Raw genomic sequence first — 14,725 nt, forward strand, 5'->3', positions numbered from 1 at the left:
GCTTATCTCCTCCTGATGTTTGCTTTGATATATGGAATCAATTGTTCAAGCTCAATCGTTTCCTGTTCTCCGGAGTCCAGGTGTTTGACGTTGATTCTGCCTTGCTCCATTTCGTCTTCGCCCAAGATGACGGCAAAGCGGGCATTGCTCCGGTCCGCTGCTTTGAATTGCGCCTTCATTTTCCGGCCCAAATAGTCCTGATCAGCGGCGATTCCGGCTTCCCTCAATGCTTTCAGCCATTTCGCACCGGCTGTTTTTGCTTTTTCCCCAATGGTGATCAAATAACAATCGATGCCGTCTTCGACGGGTATTTCCACCTTTTGCTCCTCCAAAGCAAGAAGCACCCGCTCCAGCCCGATGCCAAAACCAAAACCGGGCATTTCCGGCCCGCCGAATTCTTCAACCAGCCCGTTATACCGGCCGCCTCCGCCGATGGTTCCCGCTTGCGCCCCCGGCACATCCACCATAAACTCAAATGCGGTGTGTGTGTAATAGTCCAGGCCACGCACCAGACGGTCATTGATCACATACGGGATTTTTAAAACATCCAAATACGACTTGACTTGCTCAAAATGCTGCCGGGCCGGCTCACTCAGATCGTCCAAAATCGACGGCGCCTCCATCGCAATCTCTTTGGTTTTCGGATCTTTGCTGTCCAAAATACGCAGAGGGTTTTTATACAAGCGTTCCCTGGCTTCTTTTGATAACGATTCCTTTACCGGCTCAAAATAATCGATCAGGCGCCTCCGGTACCGTTCCCGCGTTTCCTGATCACCCACGCTGTTGATTTCAACCCGGACATCTTTCAGTCCCAACGCTTGATAAAAATGCATCCCGAGCGCAATCACTTCCGCGTCCAACGCCGGATCCGCGCTTCCAAACACTTCCACCCCGAACTGGTGAAACTGGCGTCTCCTTCCGGCCTGGGGATTTTCATACCGGAACATCGGCCCGATATAATACCATTTCGTCGGTTGCGGATCGGCAAACACTTTCTTCTCCACAAAAGACCGGACCACTCCGGCCGTTCCTTCCGGACGAAGCGTTAACGCCCGTTCGCCGCGGTCATAAAAACTGTACATTTCTTTTTCAACGATATCGGTCGCTTCCCCCACCCCGCGTTGATAAATCTCCGTGTGTTCAAACAAAGGAGTGCGGATTTCCCGAAAACCGTAAAGGCGGCAAATCTTGCGCGCCGTTTCTTCCATCCATTGCCATTTCTCCACTTCACCCGGCAGAAGATCGTCCGTTCCGCGCGGAACAAAATATTTCGGCGATGCTTGATATTTCATGAACGCATTCCCTCCTAAACACCCGTTTTCCGTATTTACAAATTAAAAAATCTCCCGCCACTGACTTATTGTCAGGGACGAGAGATTGGTTTAACGATTCCCGTGGTGCCACCCTAGTTGGAAACTTTGAGTTTCCCGCTTTCATACTCGTTATCGCCGAGATACGTCTAAGTCTACTGACCAACATTGGCGTTCGGTTAGATACTCCGGGTGTCTTTCACTGCCCCGTCACAAAGGGAATCTTCCAGCCTCAGGATTCCCCTCTCTGGTTGCTCGCCAGACAGTTACTTTTCCCATCATCGTGCAAATATCCATTTCAAGTTGATTTATCTTAAGATTTTAATGAGGGAGATTGCTTTTGTCAAGAAAAAGATCCATCTTTTTTCTTTTGCACTGTGTGATGAAATCGTGAATCATGGTATGGTAATGATGGACAGGAGGGATCATCATGAAAGTGTTCGTCATCCTGGGAAGCATCAACATGGCTCTTGCGGTGGCCATCGGGGCTTTTGGCGCTCACGGACTGGCTCCAAGGGTAACGGATAAAATGCTTCAAACTTGGGAAACAGGCGCTCATTATCACATCATTCATGCCCTTGCATTGATTGCCGTCGGCCTGTTGATGAGCAAAGCAGGCCAAGCTTCGTCATTAATGAACATCGGCGGCTGGCTCTTGTTTGCCGGCATCGTCATCTTTTCCGGAAGTTTGTATACGCTGGTCTTGACCAATGTAAGCAAATTCGGCATGATTACACCGATTGGCGGTGTCTGTTTCATTGTCGGATGGATCCTGGTTGCCGTTGCCACCGCCAAAATGGCCATCGAATAAGGACACGTTCCAAAAAAATCCCTGCCACTGAGGACAGTGACAGGGATTTTTTGTTCAGCCCCGCAACAGATTTTCCATATGCGAGACCACATTATCCACATGGAAACCATACTCTTTCATCACCCGGGATCCAGGCGCCGATGCACCGAAGCGATCGATGCCGATCACTGCGCCGTTGTCGCCGACATAATGATCCCATCCCATCGGATGAGCGGCTTCCACCGCAAGGCGTGCCTTGATGTTGGAAGGCAAAACCGATTCGCGGTAATCCTCGGGCTGTGCGTCAAACAATTCACGGCAAGGCATGCTGACAACACGGACATGGATTCCTTTTTCAGCCAGTTTTTGTTGTGCCTCAACCGCCAGGCTCACTTCAGAACCGGTGGCCAGGATGATGCCTTCCGGTTTCCCGCCTTGGGCTTCGGACAAGACATAAGCCCCTCGTTCTATCACCGTGCGGTCTTTGTCCACTGTTCCTTCCAGAACCGGCAATCCTTGCCGCGTCAAAACAAGCGCAACAGGATGTTCTTTTTGGCTCAATGCATATGCCCAAGCGGCAACCGTTTCATTCGCATCCGCCGGACGGATCACCTTGAGTCCCGGAATCAGACGCAAAGACGGAACATGTTCCACCGGTTCATGTGTCGGTCCGTCTTCCCCGACTGCAATGCTGTCATGCGTAAAGACATAAACAACAGGCAGTTTGGACAAAGCGGCAAGACGGATGGACGGCCGCAAATAATCGGAGAAGACCAGGAAGGTTCCGCCATACGCCCGAACCCCGCCGTGGAGCAGCATTCCGTTTAAAGCCGCACCCATGGCATGTTCGCGCACACCGAACCAAATGTTTCTTCCCGAGTAATCTTCGGCATGGAACACGCCCTCTTCTTTCATCATGGTATTGTTGGACGAAGCCAGATCCGCTGATCCGCCGATCAATTCCGGAACCGCTTTGGCCAGGGCCTGCAACGCTTGACCGGAGGCGGCCCGGGTGGCGAGCGGCTTGTCCTCTGTGGTAAACTTCGGCAATTGTTGTTCCCAATCTGCCGGCAGTTCCCCTCTCATCACCCGGTGGAACTCCCGTGCCAGTTCCGGGTGTTTGGCTTCATACTGTTTCAACAAGTCTTGCCATGCCGCTTCCGATTCACCAAGTTTGGAAGCGAGATCATCAAAGTATTTCCGCACTTCCGCCGGAACCGTAAAAGGTTCTTCATAAGGCCAGCCGTATTCTTTTTTCACCGCCTCCACTTCGTCTTTGCCGAGTGGTTTTCCATGGACTTCGGAAGTGCCGGCCCGGTTGGGGCTTCCATACCCGATGATCGTGCGCACTTCAATCAAAGTCGGGCGGTCGGTCACTTTTTGCGCTTCTTCAATCGCTTTGCCGATGGCATCCAGATCATTTCCGTCTTCCACCAGGAGATAATGCCAGCCGTAAGATTCATAGCGTTTTTTCACACTTTCGGTAAAGGCGTGGGCCAATTCTCCATCCAGGGAAATATCGTTGGAGTCATACAGGGCGATCAATTTGCCCAAACGCAAATGTCCCGCCAGCGATGCAGCTTCCGCCGAAACCCCTTCCATCAGATCGCCGTCGCTGCATAATACATAGGTGTAATGGTCCACGACATTCAAACCGTCACGGTTGAAACGTGCGGCCAAATGCGCTTCCGCCATCGCCATCCCGACCGCCGTGGAAATCCCTTGTCCGAGCGGGCCTGTGGTCGCTTCCACCCCGGGGGTGTAATTGGCTTCCGGATGTCCCGGCGTTAAACTTCCCCACTGGCGGAAATTTTTCAGATCATCGATGGAAAGCGGATATCCGAACAAATGCAGGAGACTGTACAGCAAGGCACTGCCATGACCGGCAGACAACACAAACCGGTCGCGGTTGAACCATTTCGGATTTTTCGGATTGTGTTTCATATATTTTGCCCAAAGTTCGTAGGCCATCGGGGCTGCTCCCATCGGCAATCCCGGATGTCCTGAATTTGCTTCTTCAATTTGATCAATCGACAACATACGAATGGTGTTAACAGCTAATTGATCCACGTTGGACACTATGTATCCTCCTTTTTCATCTGACTGATTACTCAGCGGGTATTATAACATATCTGTCTCTTTTAGGATGCTTCTTTGCTCTCCAAAATAAAAGTGACCGGCCCGTCGTTGGTGAAAGAAACTTCCATCATCGCGCCAAAAACGCCGGTTTCGACCGGCACCCCGTAACTTCTCAAAATTTCATTAAAGCGCCGGTACAACGGTTCTGCCACTTCCGGTTTGGCCGAGCGCATGAAATTGGGGCGCCGGCCCTTCCGGCAGTCCCCGTACAATGTAAACTGGGATACCGAAAGGATAGCACCCTTCACATCCAGCAATGAGTGATTCATTTTCCCGCTCTCGTCCTCAAAAATCCGGAGATGGACCGCCTTGTCGGCCAAATAGCGCAAATCCTCTTCCGTATCCCCTTCTTTAAAGCCGACAAGGAGCAGGAGCCCGTGATCAATGGCTCCCGTCACCTCTCCATCCACGGTCACACTGGCATTTTTCACCCGCTGCAAAACCACCTTCATGCCTGACACCGTCCTTTGCTTTCATTGAATAATCCGACGAACGCTGTAAATGTCGCGAACTCCTTTGACCCGTTCCACCACGGATTTCAAGTGATTGATGTTTTGGATTCCCACCCGGATGTGGATGGAAGCGATGCCGCGCCGGTCCCCCTTGGCACTGACGGCCGACAAACTGGTCTGGGTGTCGCTGATGACCTGGAGCACTTCATTCAACAATCCTTGCCGGTCAAATCCGGAGACCTCGATGTCGACCTGATAATGTTGGGAAGTTTGGCTGTCCCATTCCACTTCGATTCTACGCTCTTTCGGGACATTATTCAGGTTGGGGCAATCGGCCCGGTGGACCGTGACCCCGCGCCCTTGTGTCACATATCCGGCAATATCGTCCCCGGGAACGGGATTGCAACATCGGGACAAGCGAATAAGCAGATTGTCGACACCCTTGACCCGGACTCCCTGATCCGCCTTATGGTTTCGGTGACGCATCGTTTTCACGTCCGGCAGAATAACCGGTTGTTCTTCCTCTTTGAGACCGTCTGTTAACCGGTTCACAACCTGTGCGGTGGTGATCCCCCCGTATCCGACGGCCGCAAACAAGTCATCCGGATCCTGAAAATTAAATTTCCGGGTCACTTCTTGAATGCGTTCATTGGTTAATACTTCGCTCACTTTAAAATCATGTTTTTTCAGCAGCGCTTCCACCATCTCGCGGCCTTTGGCAATGCTCTCTTCCCGTCTTTGCTTTTTGAACCAGCTGCGGATTTTATTGCGTGCATTGGAGGATTTGACGATTTTGAGCCAATCCTGGCTGGGGCCGTAACTGTGCTTGGAAGTAAGGATCTCGACAATGTCTCCCGTGTGAAGCTGATAATCCAAGGGGACAATCTTTCCGTTCACCTTTGCCCCGATGCACATATTGCCGATATCCGTATGAATCCGGTAGGCAAAATCGAGCGGAACCGAGCCTTGCGGCAACTCAATCACATCCCCTTTGGGGGTAAACACAAAGACCGAATCCGAAAACCAATCCACCTTCAGGCTTTCCACAAACTCCAGCGCATCTTTCGTTTCTTGCTGAAGCTCCATCATTTCACGGAACCATTTGAGCTTTTCTTCAAACTTGCTGTTCTCAATGGTGCTTCCCTCTTTATAAGCCCAATGGGCCGCAATCCCGTATTCAGCCGTCCGATGCATTTTCATGGTGCGGATTTGCACCTCGATCGGCTCCCCTTTGGGACCAATCACCGTCGTGTGCAACGATTGATACATATTGGCTTTCGGCATGGCAATGTAATCTTTGAAACGGCCGGGCATCGGCTTCCAAATCGTATGAATGATTCCCAACACCGTGTAACAATCCCGAACCGTGTTGACGATGACCCGCACCGCCATCAAATCATATATCTCATTGAATTCTTTGTTTTGCGTCACCATCTTGCGATAAATGCTGTATATATGCTTCGGGCGCCCGGAAATATCCAGCACCGGGACATCCGAACCTTCCAGGCGTTCGGACAACGTCGAAATGATTTCATCCAGATATTGTTCGCGTTCCGCCCTTTTTTTCTTCATCAGATGCACGATCCGGTAATATTGTTGCGGGTTCAAATAACGGAGAGCGGTGTCCTCCAATTCCCATTTGATCTTGGAAATCCCGAGCCGGTGAGCAAGCGGGGCGTAAATTTCCAGCGTTTCCCTGGACTTTTCCCTTTGTTTCTTTTCGGGCATGTATTTTAACGTTCTCATGTTATGGAGACGGTCTGCCAACTTGATCAAAATCACGCGAATGTCTTTGGCCATGGCCACAAACATTTTCCGGTGGTTTTCAGCTTGATGCTCCTGATTCGACTTGAATTTCATGCGTTTGCGCAACTTGGTCAGACCATCCACCAGTTTCCCGACAGCAGGCCCGAATTTTTCTTCCACTTCTTCCAAGGTGACACTGGTGTCTTCCACCACATCATGCAGCAGGGCGGCGATCAGTGTCGTTAAATCCATCTTCAGTTCCGCCAAAATGATGGCCACTTCCACCGGATGATGAATATAAGGCTCTCCGGATTTCCGGGTTTGTCCCTCATGCGCTTTGGCGGCAAATTCATAAGCCGCCTTCAGGCACATCACATCTTCTTTCGATAAATACGATTCTGCAATGTCGACTAATGCATCGATCGGCATTCCTCTCACATCCGTACAAAAAATAAGTTTTCCTTCTATTATCACTCAATGGTCTTTGAAAGTAAAGGGAAATGCAGATATAGGAAATAAACCGATCGGTGATCCCAATCGGTTTATTTATGCCGGCGGATCCGGAACATCCCGGACCGGCCCCATCCTCCGGTCTGGCTGCGGATATATAAACTGATGACGGTCAAAATGACAGCGGCGACCGTAATCATCCCGTACCGCAAATATTCTTCTGTCACATACATCATGATGGGCGCGATGACCACAGTGCCATAGATGGTGCACTCCACGCTCACAATCAGCATACGCAACACTTTATACAGATAATCACGCAGATCCAACCGAGTCGGTGAAAATAACTCACGAAACAACAAAACAACGAGCCCAATCATCCAAATCACTACTGCGATCAACAATATGATCGAAAATCCCGTGATAAATGATGTGAATCCTTCCTGAAATGATTCCACGCGCGTCCTCTCTCCTTAATAAAAAAATTCAAACATAATCTTTTAACAATAATAATGCAATCTCCTGTTTCCTGCAATTCCATCAGTTGAAATCAGGTTCCCGAATAAAATCCGTTGAAAATGACAGGTTAAGATTATCTGTTACCATATGGAGGTGAGCAAATGAAAGAAGAACCAATGAAACAAGACAAAATGAAAAAACCAAAAGCCCGGCGCGATCAGGAACAAACCGAATTTGCATCCGAGTTTTTTGAGGATGAATCCACCCGGAAAGTCATGAGTGCCATCCAGGAAATGTACAGCCAATCCGGACCAGAGGATGTCGAACGCACCAAGTAACCGGGTCCGCTCAGAAAGCCCCATGCATTTTCATGGGGCTTTTTTAGATTTTTATTTTTATTTGCACTCCCATTCAAAATCGAATAAACTTTTCTTATGAAACCAATCGGCAAATATATTCCATTTTTTCCTATATGTATCTTGTTTAATCGCACGGATTGCTTCACTGGAAATATATCCGATGAAATTTTTTGTTAATTTTTACTTTTCTCCCCTACGAACGGAGGATGTTTTATGTTAAGAAGTACCAAAAGCACTCTCTATGAACGCCTGGGCGGAGAACAGGCCATTGCAGCAGTGATTGCGGAATTTTTCAACCGGATGATGCAGGATGACCGGGTCAACCATCATTTTATCGGTGTCAACATCGAACAATTGCGGCAGAAACAAATCACCAACTTCATGAGCTATGCCATAAGCGGGACCCCGCTCTACGACAAAGCAACCCTGAGAGAAGCCCATACCGGTTTGAACATCACCTCGGAAGAATATGAAATCGCCATCAAACATTTAAACAGTTCGCTGAGGAAATACAATGTGGGTCTGGGTGATATCGCCAAAATCGAGGCATTTCTGCGCAGTGTAAAGCCACATATCATTAATAAATAACAGGGAAGCGGCACCGGCCGCTTCCCTGTTATTTATGTTAAGAATCCTCTTATTCAATTTCAATGATTTTAAACTGAATGGTTCCGGACGGAGTGGAAACATTGACGATTTCGCCCACTTTTTTGCCGATCAACTCTTTCCCGATCGGGGATTCATTGGAAATTTTGAAAGAAGCAGGGTCGGATTCGGCGCTTCCCACAATCGTATAGGTCTCGCGATCCCCGTCCGGCTGTTCTTCAATCGTCACTTTGCTTCCCACGTTCACCACGTTTTTATCCTGATTGGCCGCATCAATGATTTTTGCGTTGCGGATCATGTTTTCAAGCGTAATGATACGGGACTCCACAAAAGCTTGTTCTTCTTTGGCTGCGTCATATTCGGAGTTTTCGCTCAGGTCCCCTTGGGCAATGGCTTCTTTTAACCGTTGGGCGACTTGTTGGCGCTTTTCCGTTCTTAAATATTCCAGCTCTTCTTTTACCTTTTCGAGCCCTTCTTCTGTCAAATAAACTTCTTTATTTTGCGACATGCTAACTCATCCTCCTTTAATACAACACAAGCTCTTCTCATCGCTTGTGTTCCCCGGCGATCCACCGCCAGTCTTCTGATCCCATTCTCTTATTCACAAGCATTTTATGAAGTTTCAATCCCGTCAAACGGTGGTTGTAAGCGATTTCACCTTGCGATTCAACGCTGAACTTGATTGGCCGAAGCCAAGAATCAAACCACGAAATTAAACTGAGGAATATATTAACACATTTTATTTCTTCCTCCAAGTAAAGAACCAAACTTTTTTCTTTTAGCCACCACCTTGTCAAAATTACCCGTAAAGCTCTTCCCAGACCCGGGTGTTGACAACATGCGGCGGACGCTTCCCTTTAAAGAAGCAGATCAAGTTTTCCACGGCCAAGCGGGCCATCGCTTCTCTCGTTTCGACGGTGGCACTTCCCATATGGGGAGCCAGCACAACGTTTTCCATTTCTTTGAGCTCTGCCGGAACTTCCGGTTCCCTTTCGTAAACATCCAGCGCCGCTCCGGCAATTTCTTGATTCCGCAACGCTTCGGCCAATGCCCGTTCATCCACCAGAGAACCTCGTGCGGTATTAATGAGATACGCACTTTTTTTCATTTTTTTCAGCGCCTGTCGCCCGATCAAGCGGTGCGTCTCCGGAGTGTAAGGGGCGTGCAGCGAAACGAAATCGGCTTCTTCCAGCAGATCAAAAAATGAACTCCACCGGACCCCCAGCTTCTGCTCTTCTTCAGAAGACAAGCGTGTGCGTGAGTGATAGATCACATTCATATGAAAAGCCCGCGCCCGATATGCCACGGCTTGGCCGATTCGCCCCATACCGATGATTCCCAGGGTTTTTCCGGTCACCTCCGTCCCCAGCAAAAACCCGGGTTCCCATCCCTTCCATTCCCCGAACCGGACCAACCGGTCTCCTTCCGACACACGGCGGGCCACATCAAGCAACAGTGCCCACGTCAAATCCGCGGTTGCATCGGTCAACACACCCGGCGTGTTCGTCACGATGACCCCGGACGATGTCGCAGCTTCCAAATCAATATTGTTGTATCCAACCCCATAGTTGCTGATGATTTTTAACCGGGGGCAAGCATCCATCACCTCTGAATTAATTTCATCGGACACCGTACATAAAAGGGCATCTTTATCCTTGGCGAATTGCATGATTTCCGACTGTGTCAATTGCCGGTTCATCGGATTCAGTTCCACTTCCATATGCTCTTTTAATTTGGATAAATAATGTTGGTTGATCAAACTTGTAACAAAAACACGGTGACCCAATGATCTTCCTCCTGTTCATCATGCAAAGGTACCATAACTGCATTTTCAATCTCTATAATATTCGACCAATAAACCTTTTTTCCCTGCTAATCTTTCCAAGAATCCCCGAAATATTTTCCGTTTTCTTCCATGCGCCCACACCCTCCCTGTGAGCAACAATGATATAATAATAACAGAATACTCTGACTCCATACAGGGGGAATTCAATGAAAGAAATCCTGAACATGGATGCAACGATCTTGTCCAGGGAATTAAAAAAGGGAACCTGGGATGTGGAAGAGGTTTTGCGAACTTATTATCACCACATTCAAAAAATCAATCCGCATTTGAATGCCGTTGTTGAAACCCGGTGGGATGACGCGTTGAAAGAAGCCCGGGAAATCAAGAGTCAAGGTTTGAAAGGGCGGTTGGCCGGTGTCCCGGTCAGCATGAAAGAATCTTTTTTCGTCAAAGGAACGGTCACCTCAGGAGGCCTTCCCCACCATGCTTCCGCTCCCCGGCCGTGCGATGCCGAAGTTGTCCGGCGTTTGAAAAAAGAGGGAGCCATTATCCTTACCAAAACCAACACACCTTCACTCTGCTTCTGCCAAGAAACCGATAATCTTCTTTATGGCCGCACCAATAACCCGTGGAATTTGTCCAGGTCATGCGGGGGATCCAGCGGAGGGGAAGGTGCACTGATTGCCGCGGGCGGAGCTGCGGTCGGCATCGGAGCCGACATCGGGGGATCCATCCGGTTTCCGGCCCATTTCAATGGAGTGATCGGTTTCAAGTCCGGTATGAATCAAGTGCCGGATGAAGGATTGTTTCCAAAGCTGGCTCATCCCTTGCAGCAAAATATGCTGGGAATCGGCGCCCTTTCCAAATCCGTCGCCGATGCCCAATTGATCCATGAAATTATCGCCGGAAAACCGTCTCCAAGCCAAAATCTCTCCGAGTACACCCTGTCGGTGCCTGATCTTTGTTTTTTCACTCCTGTCAACACTACAACCAGGCAACTGTATGACCAAATCCATTCCTTTTTAAAACAAGATTTCCCCATCGACCGGACCCTCCCGCCTCACTTTTCGGACTCGACACAAACGTGGTTTTGGATCATGACTTTTGACGGCGCCCGATCCTTTCTCCAGCAGACCGAGTTTGACCATATCGGACAAGTGTTTTGGGATTGGCTCAAATCCAAAACCGGCCTCAAGCCCCGTTATCACCACTATTTGACCTGGGCTCTTTTGGCCGCTGAATTTCTCAAACCCTCCCCCCGGGAATGGAAAGACTTGCTCATCCGGTGGAAAAAAACGAAAATGGAAGTGTATGATTTTCTAAAACAACGCATCTTGGTTTTGCCTGTTTATCACAGCCCGGCCCTGAAGCATGGTGAACTTTACCGCGAACTCTTTTCCATCCGGAAAACGATTTTTAAATACCTGCAGTTTATCACGTATGCCAACACATACGGACTGTGTTCCCTCACCATTCCCATCGGGGAAAGTGAAGAACACCTGCCAGTTGCTTATCAGCTGGTGACCATCCCTGGACAGGAAGATGCTTTGTTCCGGCTGGGTACGGAGCTGGAAACCCGTTTTCGAGGCTATCGTCGGGCCACACACTATGATACTTAAGCAGCAAAGGAAGTGTTTTCATATGAAACCCATTCAGACGGGACTGATCGGCTTTGGTTTTTCCGGGTCCACTTTTCATGCGCCGGTCATTCAGGCCGTACCGGCCCTGAAATTGACCAAAGTCCTTTCTTCCAAACCCGAAGTGGTCAAACAATCGCTCCCGGAAGCAGAAATTACCGGAACATTGGAGGAGATGCTCAACGATCCCGAATTGGAACTGGTCATCATCACATCCCCCAATGAAACCCATTATCCCTATGCCAAAGAAGCGCTGGCGGCCAGCAAACATGTGGTGGTGGAAAAACCTTTTGTCATTCGCACCGAAGAAGCCGATGAACTGATTCAACTCGCCCGAAAGCAAAACCGCATCTTAAGCGTCTACCAAAACCGTCGTTTTGACAGCGATTTTTTGACCGTCCAAAAATGCCTGAGTCAAGAATTGATCGGAACGGTTCACACTTATCATGCCCATTTTCACCGGTTCCGCCCGCAAGTCAAAGACCGGTGGCGCGAATGGGATCTTCCCGGCTCCGGATTGCTCTATGACTTGGGTTCCCATTTGGTCGATCAGGCATTGGTCTTATTCGGATTGTCTCAATTCGTGTCCGCGGAGTTGTTCAAACAACGCCCGCAGGCGCAAACCACGGACGCCTTTCACCTGGTTCTCGGCTATGAATCCGGTTTGAGGGTCCGGCTGGAAGCCGGCTGTCTGGTGAAATCGCCGGGTCCCCGTTACGAAATACACGGAAGGCAGGGAACTTTGATTAAATACGGGATGGATCCGCAAGAAGAGCAATTGAAAAACGGCCTGACCCCCCATGCCCCCGAATGGGGCAAAGAACGTCCGGAACACTATTTAAAAGCGGTTTACGAAAAGGACGGATTGGAAATTTCGGCGACCATTCCTTCTCTTGCCGGCTGCTATGAAATGTATTATCAAAAGCTGGCCGAAGCCATCCGCACCGGCTCCCGGCCGCCCGTGACCGCCGAAGAAGCCCGTGAAACCATCCGCATCATTGAAGCCGTCATCCAAAGCCACCGGGAAGGCCGGCGGATTGATTTGTAAACGTAGGCGACCGACAAAAAAACCGCAGAAGCAGGGAACCCTCTTCCCCGCTTCCGCGGTTTTTATCTTGTCAATCTCCGGATCCATTTCAAACCGCTTCTCACATAAGGATAACGCAAAGCCATATCAAACCGCGTGGTTTGTTTTATCATTCCCTTCTGGTGGGAGAAACAATCAAAACTGTATTTACCGTGATACCTTCCGATCCCGCTGGGGCCCACTCCCCCGAAGGGCAGATGCGGGGTTCCGACATGCGTCAGCGTGTCATTGACGCATCCCCCGCCGAAAGGCAAGGAAGCAATCACTTTTTCCTGCACGTTTTTGTTTTCTGCAAACACATAGAGTGCAAGCGGTTTCGGTTGCTGCCGGATGGTTTGGATCACTTCATCCAGCTTGCAATAGGTCAACACCGGCAAGACCGGGCCGAAAATTTCTTCCTGCATGACGGGATCTTCCCAAGAAACGGGATCCAGGATGGTCGGTTCAATCTTAAGCGACTTTGGATCGCTTTTGCCGCCAACGACAATACGGTCCGGTGCCAGAAAGGACTGCAACCGATGGAAATGCTTTTCGGACACAATCCGTGTATAATCCGGATTTTCCAGCGGATTCTCCCCGTAAAAACGCTTGATCTCCTCTTTCATCCGATTCAAAAGGGCCTCTTTGATCTCTTCCGGAACATATACATAGTCCGGCGCCACACAAGTTTGCCCGGCATTGGTAAACTTGCCCCAGACAATCCGGCGGGCAGTCAACTCCAGATTACAGTCTGGACTGACAATCACCGGGCTTTTGCCGCCCAGCTCCAAGGTCACCGGGGTCAATGATTTGGCTGCACTCTCCATGACAGATCGGCCGACGGCCACACTCCCCGTGAAGAAAATATGGTCAAAAGGCTCCCGGATCAATGCTTGGGCTGTTTCCGCCTCCCCTTCGACCACAGCCACATATTCCGGATCAAATATTCCTTCAATCATTTGCTTTAATACTTTGGAGGTATGCGGGGTATATTCCGACGGTTTGATCACGGCACAATTCCCGGCCGCAACGGCACCCGTCAACGGGCACAAAATCAATTGAACCGGATAATTCCACGGACCAATAATCAAATTGACGCCATAAGGTTCCGGATAAACATAACTCCGGGCGCCGAATAAAACCAGCGGAGTTTTGACCCTGCGCCGCTTTGCCCACTTGCGCAAATTCTTTTTCATCCATTTGATTTCTTCTTTGATCACCATAATTTCCATCACATAGGCTTCATACTCCGACTTGTTTAAATCTCTTTTCAATGCAGTCAGGATATCCGGCTCATACCTTTTCACCGCATCCAGCAGTTTTTGCAAGTTTTTCAACCGAAACGAAAGCTCCCTGGTTTTCCCACTGTAAAAAAAAGCTTTTTGCCTCCGGACCAATCCGGACAAATCCATCCGTTTCCCCTCCCTTTTTTCCGGTTACACGAAAATGCCAAACCGTTCCTTGCATGCCTTTCGCAATTGCTCCTGATATTCCCGACTCAACCTTCCGGCTCCCCGCATGATTTCTTTCAAGTATGACGGATGCGGGCAAACCTCTTTGCTTTCTTTCTTCACCACCGTGTAAGTCATCGCCATCTTCTTTTTCCCCTGATGGCAGACATTCACTTGGATCCGCTTGTATCGCCCGCGGCTCACCCCTTCCCGTTCATCCAGATCCGGCAGTGCCTTCGGGTTCAACTGATACAGGATCCCTTCCACTGTTTCACCCGGAGACCAAAGAATATCCGCAACCCCTCCTTTCCGGTTCGGGCTGTACAAGGTAAAAGCCAACCGAAAATCCGGCAAAACGGCTCTGCCCATGAGTTTATACCCGTTTTCGCCCACTGTCCGCTTGAAACTCAATTCATCCATGCACGAACCGTAAGCAAAGTAAAGGATCAATCCGGCCCCCCCTCCCTTGCTTTC

General features: G+C 49.5%; 14 protein-coding genes and 1 other annotated feature. Of the genes, 5 read left to right on the forward strand and 9 right to left on the reverse strand.

Annotated features, from left to right (window positions below; genetic code table 11):
- Positions 1-2: 2 nt before the first annotated feature.
- The gene (hisS, locus tag I8U23_RS05305; protein ID WP_037996757.1) at positions 3-1,292 is read right to left on the reverse strand and encodes a histidine--tRNA ligase; all 1,290 of its coding nucleotides are present in this window, start codon (positions 1,290-1,292) and stop codon (positions 3-5) included.
- 70 nt (positions 1,293-1,362) lie between these two features.
- Positions 1,363-1,601: a binding site (T-box leader), on the reverse strand.
- Positions 1,602-1,740: 139 nt separating this feature from the next.
- Between hisS and I8U23_RS05310 the strand changes: the two genes are divergently transcribed.
- Positions 1,741-2,121 carry a DUF423 domain-containing protein gene (locus I8U23_RS05310; protein WP_037996759.1) on the forward strand — a complete coding sequence of 127 codons (381 nt, stop codon included), beginning with the start codon at positions 1,741-1,743 and terminating at the stop codon, positions 2,119-2,121.
- Positions 2,122-2,175: 54 nt separating this feature from the next.
- Here I8U23_RS05310 and tkt read toward each other — a convergent pair whose 3' ends face one another.
- The 4 genes from tkt to I8U23_RS05330 form a co-directional block, all read right to left on the reverse strand.
- Positions 2,176-4,182, reverse strand: a complete 2,007-nt coding sequence (gene tkt, locus I8U23_RS05315) for a transketolase (RefSeq protein ID WP_138614891.1) — start codon at positions 4,180-4,182, stop codon at positions 2,176-2,178.
- Between the two features lie 59 nt (positions 4,183-4,241).
- On the reverse strand, positions 4,242-4,691 hold the full coding sequence (dtd, locus tag I8U23_RS05320) for a D-aminoacyl-tRNA deacylase (protein ID WP_037996763.1): 450 nt from the start codon (positions 4,689-4,691) through the stop codon (positions 4,242-4,244).
- A gap of 21 nt (positions 4,692-4,712) precedes the next feature.
- On the reverse strand, positions 4,713-6,866 hold the full coding sequence (locus I8U23_RS05325) for a RelA/SpoT family protein (protein ID WP_037996766.1): 2,154 nt from the start codon (positions 6,864-6,866) through the stop codon (positions 4,713-4,715).
- A 113-nt stretch (positions 6,867-6,979) separates the two neighbouring features.
- Positions 6,980-7,345 carry a hypothetical protein gene (locus I8U23_RS05330; protein ID WP_037996769.1) on the reverse strand — a complete coding sequence of 122 codons (366 nt, stop codon included), beginning with the start codon at positions 7,343-7,345 and terminating at the stop codon, positions 6,980-6,982.
- 162 nt (positions 7,346-7,507) lie between these two features.
- Between I8U23_RS05330 and I8U23_RS05335 the strand changes: the two genes are divergently transcribed.
- The gene (locus tag I8U23_RS05335) at positions 7,508-7,684 is read left to right on the forward strand and encodes a hypothetical protein (RefSeq protein WP_156097751.1); all 177 of its coding nucleotides are present in this window, start codon (positions 7,508-7,510) and stop codon (positions 7,682-7,684) included.
- Between the two features lie 234 nt (positions 7,685-7,918).
- Positions 7,919-8,293, forward strand: coding sequence for a group I truncated hemoglobin (locus I8U23_RS05340; RefSeq protein ID WP_037996772.1), 375 nt, complete (start codon positions 7,919-7,921; stop codon positions 8,291-8,293).
- 49 nt (positions 8,294-8,342) lie between these two features.
- On the opposite strand, the gene greA is transcribed toward I8U23_RS05340, so the two are convergent.
- Entirely contained in the window at positions 8,343-8,819 is a 477-nt protein-coding gene (greA, locus tag I8U23_RS05345) for a transcription elongation factor GreA (RefSeq protein ID WP_037996774.1), read from the reverse strand.
- A 291-nt stretch (positions 8,820-9,110) separates the two neighbouring features.
- Positions 9,111-10,097 carry a 2-hydroxyacid dehydrogenase gene (locus I8U23_RS05350; protein ID WP_049720418.1) on the reverse strand — a complete coding sequence of 329 codons (987 nt, stop codon included), beginning with the start codon at positions 10,095-10,097 and terminating at the stop codon, positions 9,111-9,113.
- A 206-nt stretch (positions 10,098-10,303) separates the two neighbouring features.
- On the opposite strand from I8U23_RS05350, the gene I8U23_RS05355 reads away from it, so the two are divergent.
- Both I8U23_RS05355 and I8U23_RS05360 read left to right on the forward strand, forming a co-directional pair.
- Positions 10,304-11,716, forward strand: coding sequence for an amidase (locus tag I8U23_RS05355; protein ID WP_198050809.1), 1,413 nt, complete (start codon positions 10,304-10,306; stop codon positions 11,714-11,716).
- A 22-nt stretch (positions 11,717-11,738) separates the two neighbouring features.
- Positions 11,739-12,782, forward strand: coding sequence for an oxidoreductase (locus I8U23_RS05360; protein ID WP_198050810.1), 1,044 nt, complete (start codon positions 11,739-11,741; stop codon positions 12,780-12,782).
- A gap of 62 nt (positions 12,783-12,844) precedes the next feature.
- Here I8U23_RS05360 and I8U23_RS05365 read toward each other — a convergent pair whose 3' ends face one another.
- Together I8U23_RS05365 and I8U23_RS05370 are read right to left on the reverse strand one after the other, a co-directional pair.
- Entirely contained in the window at positions 12,845-14,212 is a 1,368-nt protein-coding gene (locus I8U23_RS05365) for an aldehyde dehydrogenase (protein WP_198050811.1), read from the reverse strand.
- Between the two features lie 24 nt (positions 14,213-14,236).
- A complete protein-coding gene (locus tag I8U23_RS05370; RefSeq protein WP_049720420.1) occupies positions 14,237-14,701 on the reverse strand; it encodes a gamma-glutamylcyclotransferase family protein in 465 nt (154 codons plus the stop codon).
- Positions 14,702-14,725 lie beyond the last annotated feature (24 nt).

The organism is Thermoactinomyces sp. CICC 10735, assembly GCF_016055175.1.
GTDB classification, from domain to species: domain Bacteria; phylum Bacillota; class Bacilli; order Thermoactinomycetales; family Thermoactinomycetaceae; genus Thermoactinomyces; species Thermoactinomyces vulgaris.